We start from the raw sequence: 24,253 nt of genomic DNA, 5'->3' as shown, positions 1-24,253 counted from the left end.
CATGCCGCATGATCGATGAGTTCGCGAAAGACAACCTGCACAAGAGACTGCGGCGGGACCGCGAGGTGCTGCTCTGGAAACTCGACGGCTTGTCCGAATACGACGCCCGTCGGCCTTTGACAGCGACCGGGACCAACCTCCTCGGCCTGGTCAAACACGTGGCCACCGTCGAGGCCAGGTACTTCGGCGAGGTCTTCGATCGCCCTTTCCCGGAACCGCTGTGCCGGTGGCAGGACTCCGACAGCAGCGACCAGTGGGTGGCCGTGGACGAGACCCGCGATCAGATCATCGGGTTCTACCGGCGCACGTGGGAGCACTCGGACGCGACGATCAACGAACTTGCCCTCGACGCCCCCGGCCACGTGCCGTGGTGGCCGGAGTCTTGTCCCAACACGAATCTGTTCGCCATCATGGTCCATGTCCTCGGCGAGTCCATCCGGCATGCCGGGCACGCCGATATTCTGCGCGAGGGTCTCGACGGCCGGACCGGGGTGCGTGCCGAACACGAGATGCAGATCGACGAGGAAGCCCGTGCAGCCTACTGCGCGAAGATCGAGCAGGCCGCCAGATCGACCGCACCCATCAAGGCTTAGGGCCCGTAAAGAATCAACACGTTGCTTCACGCGGTTCGGTGCTCGTTGGTGTGGTAGGCGCATATCTGGCGATGCCCGTGGCCAACTTGCGGTGAAGTTCAAGGTGTTGTTCCCACACCTGGACGAACGGCAGCGCCGTCTGCTGATGGGGGCTGAGGCCAGGATCCTGGGACACGGCGGAATCCGGGCGGTTGCTCAGGCCGCCGAGGTCAGCGAGACCACCGTCCGCAAAGGCCTGGACGAGTTGGAGGCGGGGGCGGAACCGCTGGGCCGGGTTCGCCGTCCCGGTGGCGGGCGTAAGCGGGTGACCGAGGTAGATCCCGGACTGCGGCCCGCGCTGGTGGCTCTGGTCGAGCCGGATATGCGCGGGGATCCGATGTCACCGCTGCGATGGACGACGAAGTCCACCCGCAGACTCGCCGACGAGGCTCACCAGGCAGGGCCACCGCGTCTCGGCGGATGGCGCCGTTGTGCCACTCCTTGACCGCGTCGAGCGGCCAGTCCTTGACGGGGTGACCTGGATGTCCGCGAACCGGTGGCGGAGTGCGTTGGCTTCGGGCGGTCGCCAGGCTTTGGCCTTCAAGGGTTCCGGCGGGGCGCGCGGGAGGGCGACTTGGAACAGGCGCTTGTCATGGGTGAGCGCGTCCTCGAAGGTGAGTGCCAGTCGGTCCCTTCGCTCATCATGACGAACCGCGAGCTGGCAGCCGAGATGAGGAGTTTCCACCCGTCACGTGCTTCCGGGCCGACTCGGACCCAGCGTGCCCGACGGGTCGGCACGGTCCCTGCGGCTCTCCCGGCTACGCTCGCGCGGGAGCGCCCCGCAGAGCGTGGCTGCGGGGCGCCTGGTGGGGTGGTTCAGTCGACCATCTGCCCGTCGTACATACCGCCCCTGCAGGTGTTGTTCGCCCAATTGACTGTTCCGCCGCCCTGTTCGCACTCACCCGGGGTGAGGCTGGCGGCGGTGGCGGTGGCGGCGCCTGTGAGGCCGAGTCCGGCGAGGGCGGCCGTGGCGATGACGGCGGCAAGGATTCGTCGAATGCGCATTTGGTTCACCTTTCACGGATTGCCTCGGTTAGGACACAACTCAGCTTATTGTCCATCCATGTGGGCGACACGTCATGGTGGGCCGTTCGGGTGACATTGCTGTCGGGTGCAGGGTCGGTGACGTAGCCCGACCGACGCGAAACCGCCCCTGTCCAGGATCGGGCAGGTGCGGTCGGATGGCGGGCGGATCAGTCGATGCGCTTGGCGGACTTGATGAAGACCGGGTCGGCAGGGACGTCCCGCATACCCTTCTTGACGGTGGTGGGGCTGTTCACGATCTGGTCCACGACCTCCATGCCCTTGGTGACCTTGCCGAAGACGGCATAGCCGCGGTCCCGGCCGGGGTTGAGAAAGTCATTGTCGGCCACGCTGATGAAGAACTGGGAGGTAGCCGAGTTCGGGTCGGAGGTGCGGGCCATGGCCAGGGTGCCGCGGGTGTTGAGCAGGTCGTTGCCGGCCTCGTTCGTGATCGGGTCGCGGGTGGGCTTCTGGACCATCTGCTCGGTGAAGCCGCCGCCCTGGGCCATGAAGCCGGGGATGACGCGGTGGAAGATCGTGTTGTTGTAGAACCCCGCATCGACGTATTCGAGGAAGTTCTTCACCGAGATCGGGGCCTTCTGGACGTTCAGCTCGATCTCGACCTGTCCGAAGCTGGTGTCCAGCAGAACATGCGGCGTCTCGTCGCTCATGATGTCTCCGCTCAGGTCTGACAGTCAGTTTGATCGTCCTGGGGAACACTGGGTGACCCAGCCGTCACGTTGAGGAGATCGGCTTCGAGGGCGGCGATGCGCTTCTCGGCGAAGCGGAGTTTGGAGCGCGCGCCCCAATTCTTGCAGGGTGCGGTGTTCGCGGGTGAGCTGCTGGACGCGGTGCTTGAGAGCGGCGTTCTCGGTGGTGAGGGCCTGGACGGACTCGCCTGGGGTTATCTGGTCGAAGTCACGGATCTGGCCCGGCTCGCCGATCCGCCGGCGCTGGGTCAGGAATTCCCTCTGGGTGCGGCTGAGTTCGGCCCCGGCGTTGAGTGCGCGTTCGCGCCAGGTCGCCTCGACCTGGTCGTGCTGTTGCTGGGCTCGGCGGTCGTGGCGGCTGCGGCTGTCGGTGACGGCGTTCTGGACGAGCGCGCGTGCGTCGGTGTTCTCGTAGAGGCACGTGGCTCCACCGCGGCTGCCATCGCAGCCCGCCGCACCCGGGCCGTGTTCCAGACACGGCCGAAGTAGTCCTGAGGCCGGTGGAGGTCGAGGGCGAGCGCGTCCTCCAGGAGCCCGAGGGCGGCCAAAGCCTTCTCCAGGCCGTCGATGGCCCGGGCGGTGGGCCCGAACGCCTCGTGGAGGGAGTCGGCAGTGGCCGGGTCGGGGGCGCGTTCGGCGAGCATGCGCCACTGCTCGCGGTTGAGGTGCCGGTAGACGAGGAGCTGCGCCCGCTCCCTCGCGCGGAAACGACACGGCGCTTTGTCCTCCAGTGCCCTACTCCTCCTGGAACGTTCTTCGTTCGGGCGGCTGACGGGCGCGCGGGAGCCCCAATACGGGCCGGTGGACGGCGCCCACGGATGGGGCTGATGTGGCATCCTGTTGGCTCGGTTTGATCAATGTCGGCGTGCGCTCATATCGTTCGGCACTCAAGGATTCGTACGGAACCCAAGAGTTCAGGTGGAGATGCGGCCCGGAGAACGGCAAGAGGACGGGCAGGGCGCTCTGCCCGCCGTTCCTGATGCCCCGGCCCCGGCAGCCGACCGCCGGTCACCCGGGATCGCCACGGACGACGCCGCCGACCTCCCCGAGATACCCGAGGCCGTGAGGGCCGCTGCCCGCCAGGCCCCTGGGCACTGGATCGGGGTGGTGGACCCGGAGTGGTCCGAGGAACGTACGCCGCCGGAGTGGGTGGTGCTGGGCGAGTGGCAGTCGGACGAGCAGGGGGGCGTGGGGGAGTACCGCGCGAACCCCGCGTACCGTCCCTCGGCGCGGATGCTCGGCTGGCCGGAGCCCACCGATCCGGTGGACGCGGCGGCGCAGCGGGCCGCCACCGGGTACGGCTCGGTGGAGGCGGCGCTGACGGCGCTCGCGGCGGCGGACATCACCGTGGTGCGCGGTCCGGACGGCGGGCCGCTCATGGCCGCCGGACGGGACGGGGCGCCCGTGGTGCTGTTGTTCACCTCACCGGTACACGCGTTCATGTCCGAGGCACTTCACCATGACACCCTGTCGGCAGCGGAACTGGCCCGTTCCTTGAGCGTTCCCGGCACCCTGCTGATGGTCAACGCCGGGGCCGCGGCCCCTCTGCTCGTCCCGGCGGACAGTCTGGCCGGCCCCGTCCGCGGGGCGGATCACGACGAGAGGGCTACCGCGCGGGAGGGGCCCGAAAACCCCTCCGGTGCGGCGGACCGCACCGGAGTTCCGGCCGCGGACCCCTCTGCGGACCGGGCCGGCATCCCCTTTGAACCCTGGCCCCACACCACAGGGAGAACCCCGTGACGCGTTCGGCTCAGCAACCACCCGCCTCTCCGCGGGCTCGCGTGGAATCCGGTTCCGAGAGCGAGGAGACGGCCGCGGCTCCCCTCGCCGAGGCCGAGGTCACCGCCGCGGCCGGATCCACCAGCAAGCCCGGGAACGGCTCCGATACCGGGTCCGAGCTCCAGCCCAAGTCCGAGTCCACGTCCGAACCGGACCGGGCGATGACCGGGGCCGAAGCCGGAGCGAAGACCGGAGCGAAGGCGGCCGGCGAGGCCGGGAAGACGCCCGGGTCCGGTGCGGCGCAGGCGACGCCGGAGCCCGCCGAGGGGGAGAAGACGCCCAAGTCGGTTGCGGAAGCCGGTGAGGCCGCGAAGGCCGGAGCGGCGGCGACCGCCGGGTCCGATCCGGAGACCGGGACCGGGGCCTCCTCGGGGAGCCGGTCCGAGGCCGAGGCCGATCCCGGTGCCGTGGCCGCCGCTCAGAGCCGGCTGCCCGCGCTCGTACGGACCATGACGGCGACCGCGATCGGCAAGCCCCGGCAGACCGGGCCGGTGGGACGACCGGGCAAGGCCGTGCTGGCCGGGGCCGCGGTCGCGGGAGCGCTGCTCGTGTCCGTGCCGTTCCTGGTGCTCGCGACGGACGACGACAAGGAACCCGAGCAGCCTGCGGTGGCCTCTGGAACCGTGCTCACCGGGAACGGTCAGGAGGCGCCGGGCGAGTTCGCGGTGACGCCGACCGAGTCCGATGCCTCGCGCGATGCCACGAAGGGCCCCGTCACGTCCGAGAAGCCCGCGAAGTCCGTGCAGCTGGCGCCGGACTCCGCTGCGGCTCCGGACACGGCCGCGGAGGCGGGGAAGAAGGCCGAGGCCGACAAGCAGGCCGCGACGAAGAAGCAGACCACCGAGAAGGCCGAGAGCGCCAAGAACAAGACGGCCGCCGCTCCGGCCGTCACCCTCAGCGCCCCCGTCTCCTTCCGCAGTCATCTCTCGGGCCGTTGCATCGACGTACCGGGCCACGACTTCAGCGACGGCAAGGCGCTGCACATGTGGGACTGCAACAACGCCGCCGCCCAGAAATGGCAGTTCGCGTCCGACGGCACCATCCGCATCCAGGGCCTGTGCTTGGACGTGGCCAACGCCAACTTCAGCGACGGCACCGTCATCCAGATCGCCCGGTGCAACGGCAACAACGCCCAGAAGTTCGCCCTGAACGGCGCGCACGACCTGGTCAACACCGTCGTCGGCATGTGCGTCGACATCGCGGGTGCCAACCCGGAGAACCGGGCAGCGCTGCAACTGTTGAAATGCTCGGGCAACCCCGCCCAGAAGTGGAGTACCTGACCGCGGCCCTCGACGCCCGGAGCGGTGCTCCAGAACCCGCACGCTTCGGGGGACCAGGCATGATGGCACCGTCGGCTCCCCGACACCCGGCCCCCGCCCCGCGGGGGCGTTCGCTGAAGACGTTGCCGTAGCAAGGAGGTTGGTGCGTGTCGCGCCAGGTACTGTCGGTCGGCCCCGACAGCAAGGACCGCTACCGGACGATCGGCGAGGCACTCGCCGCTGCCCGAACCGGTGCGCTCATCAGCGTCCGGCCCGGAACGTACGCGGAGAACCTCGTGATCCACACGCGGGTCACCCTCACCGCCGCCGAGGGGCGGGGCACCGTGGAGATCCGGCCGCGTACGGGCAGCGTGGTCGCGCTGCGCGCCGACGCCGTGATGCTCTCCGAGCTGACCCTGCGCGGCGGCGACGCCGAGCTGCCGACCGTGGACGTGCGGCGCGGTCAGGCCGCGTTCGACGGCTGCGAGGTGGTCGGCGCCGCGTGGACGGCGATGCTGGCCGGGGGCACGGGTTCCCTCGCGCTGCGCGACTGCCGGGTGAGCAACCCGCAGGGCGCCGGCATCGTGGTCACCTCGGCCGCGCCCACCACCGTGGAGTCCTGCACGTTCGAGCACCTGGGCACCAGCGGCCTGGTCCTCGCCGAGCAGGGCAACGCACGCATCCGTGACTGCACGGTGCGCGGCGCCCGCGGCAACGGCCTGCTCGCCAACGGCGAGACCCGGGGCAGCGTCGAGGACTGCGACATCTCCTCGACCGACAAGCCCTCCATCGCCCTGGAGGAGAACTGCGCCGTCACCGTGGTCCGCACCGTGGTGCACGACACCAGCACCGGAGTGCACCTGAGCAGCGCGGGCCGTACGACACTGGAGGACGTCCGTGTCACCGGCGCCTCCGGGAACGGGATCACGCTGGCGGGGGGCACCGACCCGGTGCTGCGCCGCTGCCGTGTCTCGCGCACCCGCGGCCACGGCGTGCTGGTGACCGACCGGGCGCGCGGCACCTTCGAGGACTGCTGGGTGGACGGCGCGCAGGGCGCGGCCGTACGGGTCGCCGGGGCCGCCTCCCCGGCACTCACCGGACTGACGGTCCGTGACTGCGAGGGCGCCGGGCTGCTCCTGGAGGAGAACTCGGCGCCGGAACTGGACCGCCTGGAGGTGATCGGCGGCTCGCCCGCCGTCGCGGTGCTCGGCGGCGCCAACCCGCTGCTGCGCCGGGCCCGGCTGGTGGAGCCCGCAGGCGATGGCATCGCGGCCTCCCGGGACGCCCGGGGCCGCGCCGAGGACTGCGAGATCGTCAGGCCCAAGGGCGCGGGCGTGCGCGTGGCCTCCGGCAGCACCCTCTACCTGGCCGGCGGCGAGGTCTCCGACACCGCCACCAGCGGTCTGGTCGTGGAGGACGGGGGCAACGTCACCGTCCGCGACTTCCGCGTCGAGATATCCGCCGAGGAGGGTGTGGTGGTCGCCGCGGGCGGCGAGCTGACCGCCAACCGCACCGCGGTGCACGCCGCCCAGGGGCACGGCTTCCTGCTCCGTGAGGGCGCGCTCGTCTCGCTCAGCGGCTGCGAGGCCACCGGCGGCGCGCAGGACGGCTTCCGGGTGGAGTCCACCGCACCGGTCTCCCTCGTCAACTGCCTCGCCCGGGAGAACGAGGGCGGCGGCCTGGTGCAGACCGCGCCCGGCGAACGGCTCGCCGTGGACGGCCTGAACAGCGTCGGCAACGGCAAGCGCGACGCCTGGGGGACCGGCAGCGCCACGAACACCGACCCGGCCGGTTCGGGCGCCGCGGACGCGCCCCCGCCGGACCGCGCGGACGGCCCGCTCGGCGCCCTCAACGCGCTGATCGGCCTGGAGAACGTCAAGCAGCAGGTGGGCACCCTGGTCAACCTGACCCAGCTCGCCCAGCGCCGTGAACAACTAGGCATGCCCGCACCGCCGATGAGCAGACACCTGGTCTTCGCAGGCCCGCCCGGCACCGGCAAGACCACCGTCGCCCGCCTCTACGGGGCGATCCTGGCCGAGCTGGGTTCGCTGCGCAGCGGGCACCTGGTGGAGGTCTCACGGGCCGACCTGGTCGCGCAGATCGTCGGCGGCACCGCGATCAAGACCACCGAGACCTTCCAGCGGGCACTCGGCGGTGTCCTGTTCATCGACGAGGCGTACACCCTCACCTCGGACAGCGGCAACGGCGGCGCCGACTTCGGCCGCGAGGCGGTCGACACCCTGCTGAAGCTGATGGAGGACCACCGCGACGACGTGGTGGTGGTCGCGGCCGGCTACTCCCGGGAGATGGACTCCTTCCTGGGCTCCAACCCGGGCCTGGCCTCCCGCTTCTCGCGGACCGTCGAGTTCGAGAACTACTCGGTGCCCGATCTCGTCGCGATCATGGAGAGCATGTGCGCCCAGCACCAGTACGAGCTGGGCGAGGGCACCGCGGAGGCGCTCGTCGTCCACTTCGGGGCGATGCCCAGGGACGCCGGCTTCGGCAACGGCCGTGCCGCACGCGGGGTGTTCGAGGAGATGGTGGACCGGCAGGCGGTCCGGCTCTCCACGCAGCAGCAGGTCGGCGAGAGTGATCTGCGGCTGCTGCTGCCGGAGGACGTCTCCGTCACCGCCGCGGCGCAGGCGGGCGAGTCCACCGCACCGGACGACGACCCGCTGACCCGCCTGGGCGACATGATCGGCCTGGCCGAGGTGAAGCGCGAGGTCGCGGACCTGGTCAACCTCATCACCACGGCCCGCCACCGGGCAGCCGCAGGGCTGCCGGTGCCCTCGCTCAGCAACCACCTGGTCTTCACCGGCCCGCCCGGCACCGGCAAGACGACCGTCGCCCGTCTCTACGGCGAGGTCCTGACCCAGCTCGGCATCCTCGACCGGGGCCAGCTGGTCGAGGCGGCCCGCGCCGACCTGGTCGGCCGCTACATCGGGCACACCGCCCAGCTCACCCGCGAGGTCTTCGAACGGGCCCGCGGCGGTGTGCTGTTCATCGACGAGGCGTACACCCTCACCCCGCGCGGCAGCGGCGCCGACTTCGGCCAGGAAGCGGTGGACACCCTGCTGAAGCTGATGGAGGACCACCGCGACGAGGTGGTCGTCATCGTCGCCGGCTACACCGACGAGATGGAGCGCTTCCTCGCGTCCAACCCGGGCCTGGCCTCCCGCTTCCCGCGCCGGATCGCGTTCGCCGACTACTCCTCCGAGGAACTGGTCACGATCGTCCGCGCCCAGGCCGCGAACATGGGCTACGAGTGCGGACCCGGCACGGGCCCGCTGCTCAAGGAGTACTTCGACTCGCTGCCCCGGGACCGCTCCTTCGGCAACGCACGCCTGGCCCGCCAGGTCGTCGAGTCGATGGTCACCCGCCAGGCGGGACGGCTCAGTTCGCTGGCCGCGCCCACCCTGGACGACCTGCGGATCCTGCGCCCCGAGGACGTCACGGCCGTGACGCCGAAGGTGGCTCCCCGATGAGGCCGCCCGCCCGCGGGGCCGCCCGCCTGCTGTCCGGTGCCGGTCTCGCCGCCGCCCTGCTGCTGCCCACGGCCGTACAGGCCCAGGCGGCGCCCCCTTCACGCGTACCGGCTGCCGACGGGGAGAAGGGCCAGGAACTGCCCGCGATGCCCTCCGCGCTCGATCCGAAGGCCGATCAGGCGAACTGCACCCCGGCTTCCCGGGAGAAGGCGAAGAAGCAGGACTGGTCACGCCAGCGCCTCGACCTGAACCGGCTGCACGGACACAGCACCGGTGAGGGCATGACCGTCGCGCTGATCGACACGGGGGTCGCCAAGGACGCCGAGGGGCTCGACGGCCGGGTCTCGGCGGCGGGTGCGGCCGGTGACGACTGCGTCGGACACGGCACCTTCCTGGCCGGGCTGATCGCCGGGACGGGCGGGGACGACACGCACCTGGCCGGAGTCGCCCCGAACGCGAAGATCCTGGCCCTGCGCGGCACCGACCAGCGCGGACAGGCGAGCCCCGCCCTGGTGACCGAGGCGCTGCGCGAGGCGACCGCAGCCCGGGCCGACGTGATCGCGGTCGCGGTCGCCCTGCCACGCCGGGACGCGGCGCTGACCCGTGCGGTCGCCGACGCCCGCCGCGCGGGCGCGGTGGTGGTGGCTGCGGCCACCCCCGACCCGCCCCGCAGCGGCACCGACGAGATCCCGTCCCGCACCTACTGGCCCGCCGGTGAGCCCGGCGTCCTCTCGGTCGCCGACATGCTGCCCGCCGGTGTCCGCCCGGACGGCGCCCTGCCCACCGACGGCATCGACATGGTCGCCCCCGGCGCCGGGGTCGTCTCCGGCGGCCCGCGCGGCGACGGCCACTACCTCGGCGGCGGCACCTCCGTGGCCACCGCCTACGCCGCCGGGGCCGTCGCGGTGGTCCGCTCCGCCTACCCGGGGGAGGCGCCCGAGGACGTCATCCACCGTCTGACCGCCACCGCCTACCCCGCCGACATCCCGCAGCTCGACCCCTACGCGGCTGTCACCACGGTCCTCGGCGCCGCCGCCTCCTCGACCGGAGCCGGGCGCGCCACGGACCCCGTGACCGTGCGCGACACCGCCGCTGCCGACCGCGCCACCAGCCGCGCGACCCTCCTCGTCCTGCTGGGCTCCGCCGCCGTCCTCACCGTCCTCTGGGCGGGGTTCGCCGTCTCCCGGGGCCGCGCCCGCGGATGGCGCCCGGCGGGCGCGGGCGGCACGGATACGGAGTGAGGCGCGGGCACGGGGCCGACGCCCCGCGTACGTAGGCCGAAGCCGGAAGCACGAGACCCTCCCGCAGTGTTCTGCGGGAGGGTGTTCTCGTTCGCCGTGCTGCCGGTCCTACTTCCCCTGGCCCTCCTCGACCAGCGCCGTCTGCATCAGTCGCGGCGTGCGGCGGGCGATGTGCAGGGCCCGGCCGGGCGGGAGGTTGAGGGGCTTCGCGTTGCCGAAGAGCCGGCCTTCCGTGGGCGGGCAGGAGAGCAGGACGGCCGGGTTGTTGGCCTCGTCGAGGCGGCGGATCAGGGCGTCGCTGAGGCCGCGCCCCGCACCCATCGCGCTGCGGGCGACGATCACGTGCAGGCCCATCTCGAAGCCGAGGGTCAGACTCTCGAAGAGCGGCTCGAAGGGGCTCTGGAAGGAGTTCCCGGAGACCATGTCGTAGTCGTCGACCAGGATGAAGAGCCGCGGACCGGTCCACCAGTCGCACCGGCGCATCCGGCCGGGGGCGATGTCGGCGCCCGGGACGCGGGTCTTCAGCGCGCGGGCGGCGCCGTCGATGGTCTCCTTGAGGTTGTCCAGTGAGATCACGTGCCCGATGCGGTACTCCTCCGGGACCGCGTCCACCAGGGTGCGCCGGTAGTCCACCGCGATGATCTTCGCCTCGTGCGGGGCGTAGCGGGCGGCGATGCCCTTGGTGACGAGGCGCAGCAGGTTGGTCTTGCCGCTCTCGGTGTCGCCGACCGCGATGAGGTGCGGCGTACGGCTGAAGTCGTGCCAGACCGGTTCCAGGGAGTCCTGGTCGATGCCGAGCGGGAGGCGCATGCCGCCGCCCTCGGTGGCCTCGGGCGCGGGGAGTTCGGCGAGCGGGAGCCGGTGCGGCAGCATCCTGACCTCCGGGGCGGGTGCGCCGGACCAGTGCCGGGAGACTTCGGCGACGAGGTGCGCGACACCTTCGCCGAGGTCGTCGAGGGAGCCGCTGCCGTCCAGCCGGGGCAGGCCGGCGAGGAAGTGCATCTTGCTGTCGGCGGTGATGCCCCGGCCGCCGCTGCGCGGCACCGAACGGGCCTTGCGGGTGTCGATCTCGGAGTCCATCGGGTCACCCATCCGCAGTTCGAGACGGGTGGCGGCCTGGTCACGGACCTGGGCGGACAGTTCCACCCAGCGGGTGGTGGTGATGATCAGGTGGATGCCGTAGTTGAGCCCGCGGGCGGCGAGTTCGTTGAACTTCGGGATCAGGTCGTCGTAGTCCTGGCGGACCGTGGACCATCCGTCGACCACCATGAACACGTCTCCGAAGGGCTCGTCGGGGAACTCCCCGGCGGCCCTGCGGCGGCGGTAGGACTGCATGGAGTCCAGGGTGTGGTCCACGAAGAACTGCTCACGGCGGGCGAGCAGCGTCATCACCTCGGCGACGGCCCGGTTCACCCGCTCCGGGTTGAGCCGTGCCGCGACCCCTCCGACGTGCGGGAGGGCTGCGAGCTGCGAGAGGCCGCCACCGCCGAAGTCCAGGCAGTAGAACTGGATCTCGGCGGGTGTGTGGGTGAGGGCGAGAGCCGTGATCAGGGTGCGGGTGAGGGTGGACTTGCCGCTCTGCGAACCGCCCGCGACGGCCACGTGGCCGCCGGCTCCCGAGAGGTCCACGACCAGCGGGTCACGGCGCTGGTCGAAGGGCTTGTCCACGAGCCCGACCGGCACCCGCAGTTTGCCGTTGCCGGACCAGCCGGCGGCGCTGAGACCGCGCTCGGGATCGGGGGCGATGCCCGACAGCAGGGCGTCCAGCGGGGAAGGCTCCCGCAGCGGCGGCAGCCACACCTGGTGGGCGGCGAGACCGGAGCCGCGCAGCCGGTCCAGGGCCACGTCGAGCAGGGCCTCCTCGTCGCCGGTCTCCTCGGTCTCCGGCTCCGGCCCGGGGGCGGCTTCCAGGGTGCGCGGCACCACCCAGCCGCTGGTCCACGGCGCCACCTGGCTGGCCACCCGGGCCTGCGCCACCGCGCCGGTGCGGCGCCGGTACGTCCCGGAGGAGTAGGCGGCGCGGAACCGGGTCAGCGCCTCCACACCGGACTTCAGGTAGCCGCTGCCGGGCTGGGCCGGCAGCTCGTAGGCGTCCGGTACGCCGAGCACGCCGCGGCTCTCCATGGCGGAGAAGGTCCGCAGGCCGATGCGGTACGACAGATGGCTCTCCAGCTGGTGCATGCGGCCCTCGTCCAGGCGCTGCGAGGCGAGCAGCAGGTGCACCCCGAGGGAGCGGCCCAGACGGCCGATCATCACGAACAAGTCCATGAACTCACGGTGTGCGGAGAGCAGTTCGCTGAACTCGTCGACCACTACGAACAGGCTCGGCAGCGGGGCGAGGTCCGTCCCGGCGGCGCGGGCCCGCTCGTACTCCAGGGCGGAGGTGTAGTTGCCCGCGGAGCGCAGCAGTTCCTGCCGGCGGATGAGTTCACCGTGCAGCGCGTCCTGCATGCGCTCCACCAGGGCGACCTCGTTGGCGAGGTTGGTGATGACGGCGGAGGTGTGCGGGAGTTCCTCCAGGCCGAGGAAGGTGGCGCCGCCCTTGAAGTCGACCAGGATGAAGTTGAGGGTCTCCGAGGAGTTGGTCAGGGCCAGCCCGAGCACGAGGGTGCGCAGCAGCTCGCTCTTGCCGGAACCGGTGGCCCCGATGAGCATGCCGTGCGGGCCCATGCCGCCCTGTGCGGACTCCTTGATGTCGAGCTCCACCGGGCGGCCGTCCACGCCGACCGCGATCGGCACCCGCAGCCGCGCGGAGCCGCTGTGCTTCTTGAAGAGGGTGTGCGGGTCGTGCCGGTGCAGGTCGGGGATGCCGAGCAGGGTGGTCAGCTCGACGTCGGTGTCCATCGGCTGAGCGATGTCGGCGCCCAGGCTCATGCGGCGCGAGGAGATCAGCCGGGCCAGGGACTCCGCTCCGAGCGGGCCGAGCCGGTCCGGCCGGCCGAGCGGCACCGAGCGCTCCTTGCGGCTGCGGTCGGTGCGCACCAGGTTCACCTGGCCGGGCCCGACGGTCAGCCGCAGCGTGTTGCGGCCGGGCCGCCAGCGCAGCGCCCCGGAGATGTCCAGGGCCAGCGCGTTGCGGTAGCCGTGGCCCTCCCAGCGGTGGCCCTCGGGGACGGTGACGCCGTCCAGGACGACGACCGTGTAGGGCTCGTCGCGGCCGGGGCGGGCATCAGCGTCGAAGTCGGGGCGCTCGGCGAACTCGACGCCGAGCAGGTCGTCCAGCTCGTTGAGGTCGGCGGTGATCCGGCGGACGTGGCCGGCGCCGTCCTCCTCGTGCGGGTCCAGCGCGTGCGGCAGCCACTTGACCCATTCCCAGTCGGCCCGCCGCTCGTCGCTGACGCAGAGGGCGATCCACAGCTCCTCGGGCGCGTGGAACACCGCGAGCTGCCCGAGTACGGCGCGCACCAGGGCCCGTACCGTGTCGCCGGCGGGGTCGGCGGCCCGGCCGCTCTCCGCCTGCGGCGCCGTGGCCGGCCCGGCGGACTCCTCGGGCTCCTCGTCGGGGCGCAGCAGGATCCGGGCCGAGGAGCGCAGGTAGAGGCCCAGGGGCTGCTCGGGGATGGTGGAGTAGGCGCGGATGAAGCGGCGCAGCGCGTGCGCGCAGAGGGGTTCCAGGTCCTCCACCGGGCGGGTGGAGACCGGGTCGAGGGTGAGCGCGAGCTGCTGTTCACCCACCGCGAGACGGACCTCACCGAAGTCCTCGTCGGCCGGACGCCTCTCCCACAGCCGTGAGGTGCGGGCCAGCGAGCGGAGCGACCGGGGCTCCGGGTGGCGCCAGGCGAGCGCCCGCTGCTGCTCCGCGATGGTCGTCCGGACCCGCTTGCGCATCTGTGCCAGGTAGCGCAGGTAGTCCCGGCGCTCGCCCCTCAGACGCTGCTTGCGCTCGCTGGAGCGCCGCATCAGCTGCCCCAGCAGCATGGCACCGGCGGAGAGGGCCATGACACCCATCGCCAGATACATGAAGACGCCGTTGCCACCACCGGGACGCAGGAACATCAGCATCATGGACACCGACATCAGCGCCATCGGCAAATAAGTCCATATCGCCGATGTGTCCGGCAGGCTCTCCGCGAGGACCGGCGGCTCCTGGAGCGTCAATTGCCCCTCGGGCATCTCCGGTCCACGTCGACGGGCCGGCCGACGAAACAGCACCACACTCAAGGAACAGAACCTCCGGTTTTACGGCTTTCCGGCCCGTACCGAATACCGGTGCACCCGGTAGTGGGAAAGACCGCACCGCGCTGATTCTCCCGTGCCCCGCGTGAGGCGGTGAACGCCGGGTGAATGTTTCGGGCGGACAGTGGGGGAGGAGCAACTCCCTTGATGGCCAATTGCATACCGGATAGTGAGTCCGGTCCGCAATACGACCCGGTGGTCGTAGGCAGTAGTCTGCATTCACGGAACGCGAACTGTCCACGCGGGAGCGGTCGTCGCCGGGCGAGCCGACGTAATTTCCTTGCCCGGCACGCGTTCCCCGCCGTGCGGACCTTCCGTACTGTTCGCACATCCCCCTCGGGGGAGCCCTCCTGCTGTCAAAGCCCCCATGGAAGCCGAGAGTTCAGCTGATGACCGACAGTGCGGTGGCCGAATCGTGCCGCCTGACCGTACGCGCGCCGAGCGTCACCGTTGATCTGGCCGTGCCCGCCGACGTCCCGGTCGCCGATCTGCTGCCCACCCTGCTGCGATACGTCGGCGAGGAGGCCGAGGAGGCCGGGCTGGACCACGCCGGCTGGGTGCTCCAGCGGCTCGGTGACGCCCCGCTCGACGAGGAGACCACCCTGGCGCACGCCGGGCTCTCCGACGGCGACGTGCTCTATCTGCGCCCGCACACCGAGGCGCTGCCCGAGGCGCGGCTCGACGACCTGGTCGACGGGATAGCCGACACCGCCGCCCGGCGGCTGCGGACCTGGCACCCCGGCGCGGCCCGTGGCCTGCTGGTGGGCACCGCAGTGGCGACCGTGGCGGCCGCCCTCCTGATGGTGTTCTGGCCGGGGGCAACCGGCTCCGGCGCCTCCCGCGCCCTCTGCGCGGCCGTGGCCGGAATGCTGCTGCTGGCGGGCGCGGGCTCCGCCAGCCGCGCGGTCGGCGACCGCCTCTCCGCGACCGCGCTCGGCCTGCTGGTCGCCCCCTGCCTGGCACTCGCCGGCTGGGTGCTGCCCGGCGGCGACGTGACCGGCCCCGACGCCACCCAGGTCGTCGGCGCCCGGCTGCTCGCGGCCGGCGCCGCAGGCGCGGGCGGCGCGGTCATCGCGCTCGCCGCCACCGCGGTCGGCGCCCCGGCTCTGCTGGCCACCGCCGTTGTCTCGGTGGCCGCCGCGATCGCCGGGGCCCTGATGGGATACACCGGCCTGGACGCACCGGCCGCGGTGGCGCTGGTCGCGGCGGTGGTCGCGCTCGCCGCCGGCACGGTGGCACCGTTCGCGTTCAAGCTGGCCGGGATGCGGATGCCGGCGCTGCCCTCCTCCGCCGGCCAGCTCCAGGAGGGAATCGACCCGTACGCGGGCGACGAGGTCGCCGAGCGCACCGAACTGGCCGGGCGCTGGGTCACCGCGCTCTTCGCCGCCACCGGCGTCATCGAGGCCGCCGCCCTGGCCGTCCTCGCCGAACACCCCGACCTGCCCGAGGTGCTGACCACACTCGTGCTGAGCCTCCTGCTGCTCCTGCACTCCCGCGGACTGGTGCACATCGGGCAGCGGCTGACCCTGGCGGTGCCCGGAATCTGGGGGCTGCTGCTGCTCGCCCGCGCCTGGGCGGTGGACAGCGACGCGGACGGGCGCGTCGTGGTCTTCGCGGTGCTGCTCGCCGCGGCGGCCGGATTCGTGACCGCCTCCTGGACGGTGCCCGGCCGCCGGGTGCTGCCGTACTGGGGCCGTGCGGCCGAACTGGCCCACACCCTCTTCGCCGTCGCGCTGCTGCCGCTCAGCGTGTGGGTGGCAGGCCTCTTCGGATGGCTGCGCGGCCTGTTCGGCTGAGTACACCCGCACGCCGGGACATGGGGAACGAGTTGTTGAGGAGAGGCAGTGCAGTCCAAGCGCGACCAGGTACAGGCCCACAGTTTCATGATGGGCAGGCTCAGCTCGGGGCTGCTGACGGCCGACCCGGACGCCCCGGAGAGCCCCCTCGGGCGCACCAGCCGGGCAGTGGTCTTCGGCATCCTGGCGACCGTTCTGATCGGTGCCGGCACCACCGTCTTCGGGCTGCTGCGGCCGGGCGGGAACGACGGCTGGCGTAACGGTGAGCACCTGGTGGTCAACCGCGACACCGGCGCCCGCTACCTCTGGACCGGCACCGACGGCCTGCTGCACCCGGTGCTCAACTACGCCTCGGCCCGGCTGATCGGCGGCTCCGACCTGGCGACCGCGGACGTGGCCACCGCCTCGCTCCAGGATGTCCCCGTGGGGGCCCCGGCCGGGATACCCGGCGCACCGGATTCGGTGCCCGGACCCGGCCGGCTCGACGGCGGCGCCTGGCACATGTGCGTCACCGGTCCGGACGGGGCGCTGCCCAGCACGTCCGGCGTCGTGGCGGTCACCGGCGTGGACGAGCCGGGGGCCACCACCGTGGTCGCCGGGGCGCCGCTGGACTCCCGGAGCATCGGCGGGGACCGCGGGGTGCTGGTACGAGGACCGGGCGACACGGAGTACCTGGTGTGGCAGGGCAGCAGGCTGCCACTGGACCGTGCCTCCGACGCCCGCAACGCCCTCGGTTACGGCTCCGAGCGGCCGATGCCGGTGTCGGCGGCCTTCCTCGACGCACTGGCCCCCGGCCCCGCCCTGAAACCGCCCGCGGTTCCGGGACGCGGGGAGGAGGGCCCGGTCCTCGGTGGCGAACCCAGCCGGATCGGCCAGGTCTTCGACGTCAGCGTGCCCGGCGGCGGCAGCACCTACCACCTGCTGCAGAAGGACGGGCTGATGCCGCTGACCGGGCTCGGGGCCGCCCTGGTGCTGGGCGACCCGGCCACCCAGAAGGACGCCTACCAGGGGCGGTCGCCCGAGGCGCGCGCCGTCGGCGCGGACGCACTGCGCACGCACCGGGCCAAGGATGCCGGTACCGCCGGATCCGCAGAGCTGCCGGACAACCCGCCCGCCCCGCAGTCCGCACCGCGCGGCACCGCGCTCTGCGCCCAGGTGGACGGTGACAGTGGCGGCACCCGGATCAGGTCGGTACTGGTCCCGCTGACCGGGCTCGCCCCGGTCGTGCTCTCGGAGGGCACCGCCCAGCCGCTGAGCCCGGCCTGCGTCCGGACGGACGCCACGGTGGTACGGCCGGGGCACGGCGCCCTGGTCCGCGCCCTGCACGCGAGCGGCGCGGCGCACGCCGGAACGACGTACCTGGTCGCGGAGAACGGTGTGAAGTACCGGGTTCCGGCCAAGGACGCACTGGTGGCGCTCGGGTACGCCGCAGGGGACATCGGCTCGGTCCCGGCACCCCTGCTCGCCGCCCTCCCGACCGGCGCGGACCTCGACCCGGCCGCCGCCTCCGGCGCCGCGAAGCCGAAGGTCACGGCCCCACAGTGCGGTGCCGAAGCGCCCGAGGACAACGACGGGGCGGACAGGGCGAACAAGGTCAACAAGGCGGACGCGGCGGGCATGAAGGGCGCAGTGGACACAGGGGACGCAGCGGGCACAGTGGGCTGATCGACCCAAAGACCGCATACGGCGTCGAAGAATTGGAAAAGGGTGGCGCACGGATAACGCGGGGCCTCAGGGCCTGTATTTCGTGGCCGGGTGCGACGGAAACTCAAATTAAGCTCAGATATTCGTGCACCCGCTGCCTGCGGAATCCGGCGGACGCGCTCACATCGCCGGAGACAGGCCGCCCGGTTGACCGTTCGGTCCTGCGTCCGCGCCCGATTCCCGGCCGTCTCGCGCGGCCCTGCGGAGGGATGGCGTAGCGCTGCCGCCGGCGGTTCGGGCAGGCGCGTTCATCCCGCGGAAACATGGGGACAACTCCGCTGCCATGCAAGGATTCCGTTCACCTGACCTATGCTCAAATCTTTCTCAGCCGCGTTGCGCGGAACGCTGGGTTCTCTTTAGCCTCAGTGGGCAACGGTGCAACAAGACTGGCCTGAACGAAGGGAGCGCGACATGGCGGACACTGCCGCGAGGAAAGCGGATTATGCCAAGGGCTTGGGGGGCGTCTCCTCTCTGGAGTCGGCCCGGAGCGCGGTCGAGAGGATCCAGAACAACGTCGCTGAGATCGCGGCACGTTCGGGCGTCGGCGGCGACGAGGGCCAGGCCCTGCTGAAGCTCTTCCGCAGCTGGAACGGCGAGGCGCAGAAGGTCGTCGTCCAGATCAGCAAGATGGTCGACGCGCTCCAGGAGAACGTGACCTCGGCAGACCGCCTGGCGAAGGAGAACCAGGACCTGACCGAGGTGCTCAACAGCAAGACCAGCCAAGGCGTCTTCGAAGCGCTGCGCTGATCCACCCCCCACCCACGGGTCCGGCTCCTCCGGTGGAGGCCGGAACCCGTGAGTTCGCCGGGCTTCCGTGCCCGGCCACCCGAGAGGAGACGTCATGGCCGACGGCATCATCGATGTGCAGTACTCCACGGTCCGGCACGCGATCGAGGAGCTGAAGGACCAGACCCAGCAGATCATCACGGCTCTCAACAACCTGGAGGACGAGCTGAAGCCGCTCGTGGCCTCCTGGGAGGGTGATGACCAGCAGATGTACCGCGGGGTCCAGGCGGAGTGGGACCAGGCCACCAAGAACATGGCGCTGCTCCTCGGCGACAGCGGCGAGCTGGTGCAGAGCATCCACGACAACCACTCCCGTGACGAGCGCAGGAGCGCCGACAACTGGGGCAGTGTGCGGGCCCGTTAGGCCCCCTGCCGGGGCCTGGTCCGTTCGTCCGGAGTGCGGGCCCCGGCGTCCGCGCGCCCACCCGGCGCGCACGCCCGCCGCCCGGGCCGCCGTTCGCTCGGCAAAGGCCCGGCCGGCCCGCCGCAACCCCGTCCGGCACCGAACCGCAGGAGGACGTCCCATGGCCGGTGAGAAGGCCGACGTCAAGCATTTCGACCTCAAGCAGATGGAGAACTTCCGGGACAACGAGGTGCAGCCGGCCTACAAGGCCGCGAGGAAGTACCGCGAGGACGGCAACGGGTCCGACATCCGGCCGCTCGGTGCGCTCATCGACGGGCACACCACCGAGGACAACCTCGACCAGGACAAGCAACTCCTGCGCATCGGCAAGATGGCCACCGACAAACTGGTCTCGGGGCCGACGCTGCTGAAGGACATCCGCACCGCCGCCACCGCCATCGACAAACTGCTCGGTGACCAGATGCAGCTCTTCAAGGAGATGAAGGAAGCGCTCACCGACACCATCGACGAGGCGAACAAGACCAAGAACAAGAACCTCGACGCGATCGACGCGGAGACGCTGCTGCAGACCTTCGAAGACGTCGACACGCTCACCAGCGGATCGTCGGGCACCGGTGGGAAGACGGACGAAGAGAGCACCTGAGCCAGGTGTTCGGGCCGGGCCGCTGACCGGGCCGTCCTGCGCGTACGAGTGAGAGACACCCTGCCGCACACGCGCAGGAAGGCGCCGAGCGCCGATACGACGACCGATGAGAGAGGGCGCCCCGGTGGCCGAAGAGTCCGAGTTCGACAAGTCCACCACGAGCATCAACGACCTCACCGGCGACGCCAACCCGTCGGTCGACAAGTGGGCCAGGCTGGTCACCCACATCACCGGATATCCCGTGCCGGACCGCAGCACGATCTTCGACACGCTCAAGTCGGACCACGGCGGCAAGCTCTTCCGGATGGACATCCAGCAGCCCGACCTCACCATGGTGGCCAAGGACTCCGGCTTCCTGGTGAACAAGGGCGAGGACTACGACATCTACTTCTTCGACCGCGACAAGACGATGAAGATCATGCAGGCCCGCATCGTCTTCGAGGGTCGTGTGAAGGCCGGTGACGAAGTCCTCTTCGCGGACATCGAATCCGACAACGTCAACGACGCGAAGGTCCGCGGAGGCAACGAGTTCACGGACTACAACAAGGACAAGATGAGCACCATCCCGCTCGCCCAGTACATGAACGGGCCGCGGGAGGCGCTTCTCAAGCTGCTGGCGGGCAACACGAAGGACGCCCGGTTCAGTGACCTGGGCGTGCACGAGGACAACGTCGTGGACCTGGATTCCTTCGACGAGACCGGGCGCTCCTTCGACTACGCGGCCAAGTTCTTCAGGGAGCACGCAGAGCTGCTGAAGGACTGGGAGGACCGTTTCGGCCGGGACGACGCGAGCTGGAAGGGTGAGGCGGCGGACGTCTTCCGCAGCCTGCTGACCAAGGTCCGTGAGAACTACGACAACTACGTCGAGACCTTCGACGCCACGGCCGGCGACGACGGCGAGCGCGGCACCGGGAACACGGTGTACTCGCGCGCCCTGTCGCTGGGCCGCACCTACCTGGAGAACGCGGCCAGGGACCTGCTGCAGGCGTGGCTCGACTGGGCCAAGTCCGACTACTACGACCCGCACGAGGTGCTGCGCTACGTCCTGGACGAGCTCGCCGTCTGGGTGAACAAGCACAACGTGGACATGACGGAGATCATGTCGAGCAGCGGGGAGGGTTACTCCTACATCTACCACAGCCCCAAGGAGGGCTTCAGCCAGGTGCCCACGGACCTGGGCTACGGCGATCTCACCGACAAGGCGAACTGGGCGAAGGTCGGCGACAGGGCTGTCAAGCTCTGGACCCAGGGCGTCGAGCAGTACCTGGGCACGGCGGCCGCGAAGGTGCAGTCGGCCCTGAACAACCACTTCATCGACCTGGGCCACGACTTCGCCGACAACGTGCCCGAGCCGAAGTCGACCAGCACGGCCTCTGCGGACTACAAGGACAAGAAGCTCAAGGACGCCCAGGACGAGGCGGACGCCCAGGCCGCGAAGGACAAGGCCGAGGCGGACAAGCTGCGGGACGAGGCGAACGCGCAGCGCGCGGAGGACAAAGCGCTCGCGGAGAAGCTGCGGGCCGAGGCGGACGCGCAGCGCGCGGAGGACAAGGCGTACGCGGAGAAGCTGCGGGCCGAGGCGAACGCGCAGCGCGCGGAGGACAAGGCCGAGGCGGACAAGCTGCGGGCCGAGCAGAAGGCGGCCGCGGACGAGGCCAAGCGCCAGGCCGACGAGCAGGCGAAAGCGCTGGGGAACAGCCTCAACGGCCTCAACGGCCCCGGCAACGGCCCCGGTGGCGGCAACGAGCTCAACCTCAGCGGTCTCGACGACCTGCTGGGCGGCAACGGAAACGGAAACGGCAACGGGAACGGCAACGGGAACCAGCCGGTCACCGAGAGCCTCGGCAGCCTCGGCGACCTGAACGGCGGCAGCTCCGGCGGCCTGGGCGACGTGAACAAGGCCGTCACCCAGGGCCTCGGCGGTCTGGGTGACATCAACAGCACCGGTGGCGACAACGGTGTCCAGCAGGGTTCCGGGGCCGTCCCGCCTCCGACGATCCAGAGCCTGGGCAGCCCCGGCTCGCTCAACAACCCGGGCGGCACCAACAAGGCCACCAACGACGCCAACGAGGCCATCACCCGGAGCCTCGGCAGTCTCGGTGGTCTGAACAACGTCACAGGCGGCTCCATCGACACCCCCACCGGGGGCAGCACGCAACTCGGCGACGGCAAGCTCACCACGGACTTCCCGGACGGCAGCTCCAGTACCTTCGACCCGGACAGCGGGCTGGTCACGACCACGCACCCGGACGGCAGCGTCACCACGCGGAACCTGGCCGACGGGACCGGCGTGACCAACCCGGACGGGTCGATCACCTCACTCGGTGACGACGGCAAGCTGACCACCACCTTCCCGGACGGCAGCAAGCAGGTCGTCGACCCCACGACCGGCCTGGCCACCTCCACCGATCCCGACGGCACCACCACGACGCGGAACCTCGGCAGCCTCGGCAACCTGAACGGGCCGAGCAGCTCCGGCGGTACGGCGGATCCGGGCAGCCTCGGCGACATCAACACCGACCTGACCACCGAGTCGATCGGCGACCTGGGTGGCCTGGGTGACCTCGGGAACCTGAACGGCGGCTCGTCCGGCCTGGAGACTCCGACCGGCGGCCACACCTCGCTCGTGAACGACGACTTCAGCACCACGTACCCGGACGGGAGCAAGGGCGTCTTCGACCCGGACACCGGGACGCTCACCATGACCCGGCCCGACGGCTCCAGCGTGACCACCGACCTCACCCACGGGGCGACGGTGACCAACCCGGACGGCTCGACCACCGTGCTGGACAACGGCCAGCCGACCACGACGTTCCCGGACGGCAGCAAGCAGGTCATCGACCCGGACACCGGCATCGCGACCGTCACTGACCCGCAGGGCAGGACGGAGACGGTGAACCTGCACGACCTGAACACGCCCAGCCGGTCTGGCAGTTCTCACAGCCTCGGCAGTCTCGGCGACCTCGGCGACCTGAACGGGTCGGGCGGCCTGGGAGACCTCGGCAGCCTCAACGGGTCCGGCGGCCTCGGGGATTCCGGGGGGCTCGGCACGTCCGGTGGCGGCACCACCAGGGAGGTGCCGTTCTCCGAACTGGGTGTCAGCGGAGGAAGCACCAGCGCACTCGGCGGCGGTCTCTCCGGAACCGGCTCCCTCTCCCCGGATGGCCTCGGCGCGGTCGAGCCGCTCTCGGACGGCCCGGCGAGCAGCGCGGGCTCACCCCTCACCGCCGCCACGGCCCAGGCCGGTACGCCAGGCGCCCCGGGCACGCCGGGCAGCCCCGGTATGCCGATGGGCGGCGGTATGGGCGGCATGGGTGCCGGCGGTGAGAAGGGCAACGGCGAGCGGGTGCGCACCGTGCTGGTCGACGCGGCGGAGGAGAGCGAGCGCCGCAAGCGCCGCCGGCGCAGCCCCTGGAACCGACAGGAGGACAGCGACACCTTCTTGGCCCCGGCCCGCAGGGTGGCGACCACCGGTGGCGACACCCCCGAGGAGGAGACGGAACAGCGTCAGAGGACCACCAGTTCCGCCGACTACCTGGAGGAGGATGCGGACGTGTGGGGCACCGAGGAGGGCGGCACCCCGTCCGTGATCGGGCGGTGACGGCCGTTCAGGTCCGCGGCACCCACGGCGGAGAGACCGATCCCACCCGGCCCCCGCTTTCACATCAGTCCCTTCACCAGGCAAGATCGGTGGAGCAGACGACGGGCAGGCGGCCGGGGCGGACACCCGGCCAGGATGTCCGGACACCCGGAGAGACCGACGCAGGAGAGGGGAGTGAGCGTGACGGAACCGCTGGAGAAGCGCCTTGAGAAGGCCATGGCCGAACTGCAGGCCGCCCAGGAGACGATCGCGCGCACCGAGCGTGAGCTGCGTACGGCCTCGTTCGCCGCGCTCTCGTCGGACCGTGCGGTCCGCGCCACGGCGGGATCGCAGGGTGAGCTGTCGGGGATCGAGTTCCTGGAGAACAAGTACCGCGACATGTCGCCGCAGGAACTGGCCGCCAGTGTCCTGGAGGCGGCGGGCGCGGCGCGTCTGAAGATGAACCGGCACGTGATGAAGGCCATGGCGCCCTTCGCCGAGCCCAGCAGCAACGTGCCGGAGCTGAAGGGCTTCGAGCTGGACTGGGAGCGCATCTTCGGCCCCGAGGTGCTGCAGGGCGACGACGAGGACACGGCACGCGGCGGCAAGGCCACCCCCGCCTGGCGGGACGCGCTCGGCGAAGAGGGAGGGGACTGACCCGATGGGAGAGCGGTACTACGCGGACCCGCAGCGCATCGAGGCCCTGGCGTCGCAGCTGGAGGAGATCGCCACCCTGACCAGGAGCATGACCGAGGAGTTCCTCGACGGGCTGGCCCCCACGGTGAACTGGCCCGGCTCCGAAGGTGACTTCGCGGAGAAGGCCAAGCCGCAGGAACAGAAGGAACGGCAGACCACCAAGGACACCATGCTGTCCATCCGCGAAGCGCTGCTGGGCATCACCGACGCCACGGTCGGCCAGGTCCGGATGATGCAGGACACCCGCGACCAGAACATCGAGGAAGTCGAGAAGAACACCAGCCGCATCGACACCGACGGCATCGACGGCGGCACGGGCGGGCATGGGCGCCGCTGACCTCGGCAGCGCAGGCCGCTCCCGCGCCATGCCGGGAGCGGC

The 24,253-nt window shown here is 71.2% G+C and carries 17 protein-coding genes and 1 pseudogene; 15 read left to right on the top strand and 3 right to left on the bottom strand.

Annotated features, from left to right (window positions below):
• The first annotated feature begins 8 nt into the window (after positions 1-8).
• On the top strand, positions 9-593 hold the full coding sequence (locus tag ACFVUT_RS31525; protein ID WP_389655611.1) for a DinB family protein: 585 nt from the start codon (positions 9-11) through the stop codon (positions 591-593).
• A gap of 145 nt (positions 594-738) precedes the next feature.
• A pseudogene (locus tag ACFVUT_RS31520) lies at positions 739-1,054 on the top strand (ISAzo13 family transposase); the annotation flags it as partial.
• Positions 1,055-1,448: 394 nt separating this feature from the next.
• On the opposite strand, the gene ACFVUT_RS31515 reads toward ACFVUT_RS31520, so the two are convergent.
• Entirely contained in the window at positions 1,449-1,637 is a 189-nt protein-coding gene (locus ACFVUT_RS31515; RefSeq protein ID WP_266588930.1) for a hypothetical protein, read from the bottom strand.
• Positions 1,638-1,825: 188 nt separating this feature from the next.
• Positions 1,826-2,326, bottom strand: coding sequence for a peptidylprolyl isomerase (locus ACFVUT_RS31510; RefSeq protein ID WP_389655613.1), 501 nt, complete (start codon positions 2,324-2,326; stop codon positions 1,826-1,828).
• A 153-nt stretch (positions 2,327-2,479) separates the two neighbouring features.
• Here ACFVUT_RS31510 and ACFVUT_RS31505 point away from each other — a divergent pair, with 153 nt between their 5' ends.
• From ACFVUT_RS31505 to ACFVUT_RS31485, 5 genes are all read left to right on the top strand, one after another.
• Positions 2,480-2,854 carry a hypothetical protein gene (locus tag ACFVUT_RS31505; protein ID WP_389655615.1) on the top strand — a complete coding sequence of 125 codons (375 nt, stop codon included), beginning with the start codon at positions 2,480-2,482 and terminating at the stop codon, positions 2,852-2,854.
• Positions 2,855-3,289: 435 nt separating this feature from the next.
• The gene (locus ACFVUT_RS31500; protein WP_389655647.1) at positions 3,290-4,105 is read left to right on the top strand and encodes a type VII secretion system-associated protein; all 816 of its coding nucleotides are present in this window, start codon (positions 3,290-3,292) and stop codon (positions 4,103-4,105) included.
• Positions 4,102-5,424 carry a ricin-type beta-trefoil lectin domain protein gene (locus ACFVUT_RS31495; protein ID WP_389655617.1) on the top strand — a complete coding sequence of 441 codons (1,323 nt, stop codon included), beginning with the start codon at positions 4,102-4,104 and terminating at the stop codon, positions 5,422-5,424. Before ACFVUT_RS31500 ends, ACFVUT_RS31495 begins: the two co-directional genes overlap by 4 nt.
• A gap of 146 nt (positions 5,425-5,570) precedes the next feature.
• On the top strand, positions 5,571-8,888 hold the full coding sequence (locus tag ACFVUT_RS31490; protein WP_389655619.1) for a right-handed parallel beta-helix repeat-containing protein: 3,318 nt from the start codon (positions 5,571-5,573) through the stop codon (positions 8,886-8,888).
• Positions 8,885-10,129, top strand: coding sequence for a S8 family serine peptidase (locus ACFVUT_RS31485; RefSeq protein WP_389655621.1), 1,245 nt, complete (start codon positions 8,885-8,887; stop codon positions 10,127-10,129). The genes ACFVUT_RS31490 and ACFVUT_RS31485 overlap by 4 nt, the downstream gene beginning before the upstream one ends.
• A gap of 108 nt (positions 10,130-10,237) precedes the next feature.
• Here ACFVUT_RS31485 and eccCa read toward each other — a convergent pair whose 3' ends face one another.
• Entirely contained in the window at positions 10,238-14,242 is a 4,005-nt protein-coding gene (gene eccCa, locus ACFVUT_RS31480; protein WP_389655623.1) for a type VII secretion protein EccCa, read from the bottom strand.
• Between the two features lie 452 nt (positions 14,243-14,694).
• Between eccCa and eccD the strand changes: the two genes are divergently transcribed.
• The 8 genes from eccD (at position 14,695) to ACFVUT_RS31440 (ending at position 24,211) form a co-directional block, all read left to right on the top strand.
• Positions 14,695-16,101, top strand: a complete 1,407-nt coding sequence (gene eccD, locus ACFVUT_RS31475; protein ID WP_389655625.1) for a type VII secretion integral membrane protein EccD — start codon at positions 14,695-14,697, stop codon at positions 16,099-16,101.
• Positions 16,102-16,149: 48 nt separating this feature from the next.
• Positions 16,150-17,766, top strand: a complete 1,617-nt coding sequence (gene eccB, locus ACFVUT_RS31470) for a type VII secretion protein EccB (protein ID WP_389655627.1) — start codon at positions 16,150-16,152, stop codon at positions 17,764-17,766.
• Between the two features lie 450 nt (positions 17,767-18,216).
• Positions 18,217-18,552: a hypothetical protein gene (locus ACFVUT_RS31465; protein WP_389655629.1), complete on the top strand. Its 336-nt coding sequence runs from the start codon at positions 18,217-18,219 to the stop codon at positions 18,550-18,552.
• A gap of 94 nt (positions 18,553-18,646) precedes the next feature.
• Entirely contained in the window at positions 18,647-18,955 is a 309-nt protein-coding gene (locus tag ACFVUT_RS31460; protein ID WP_389655631.1) for a WXG100 family type VII secretion target, read from the top strand.
• 160 nt (positions 18,956-19,115) lie between these two features.
• Complete coding sequence (locus ACFVUT_RS31455) at positions 19,116-19,598, top strand: type VII secretion system-associated protein (protein WP_389655633.1); 483 nt, start codon at positions 19,116-19,118, stop codon at positions 19,596-19,598.
• A gap of 124 nt (positions 19,599-19,722) precedes the next feature.
• A complete protein-coding gene (locus ACFVUT_RS31450; RefSeq protein ID WP_389655635.1) occupies positions 19,723-23,199 on the top strand; it encodes an AAWKG family protein in 3,477 nt (1,158 codons plus the stop codon).
• Between the two features lie 180 nt (positions 23,200-23,379).
• Positions 23,380-23,835 (top strand): YbaB/EbfC family nucleoid-associated protein, encoded by a 456-nt coding sequence (locus ACFVUT_RS31445; RefSeq protein WP_389655649.1) that lies wholly within the window; start codon positions 23,380-23,382, stop codon positions 23,833-23,835.
• A 4-nt stretch (positions 23,836-23,839) separates the two neighbouring features.
• Positions 23,840-24,211, top strand: coding sequence for a hypothetical protein (locus ACFVUT_RS31440; RefSeq protein WP_389655637.1), 372 nt, complete (start codon positions 23,840-23,842; stop codon positions 24,209-24,211).
• The last annotated feature ends 42 nt before the right edge of the window (positions 24,212-24,253 follow it).

The organism is Streptomyces sp. NPDC058051 (genome assembly GCF_042885475.1).
Lineage (GTDB): Bacteria > Actinomycetota > Actinomycetes > Streptomycetales > Streptomycetaceae > Streptomyces.
This window is presented reverse-complemented; position numbering and strand designations above follow the sequence as displayed.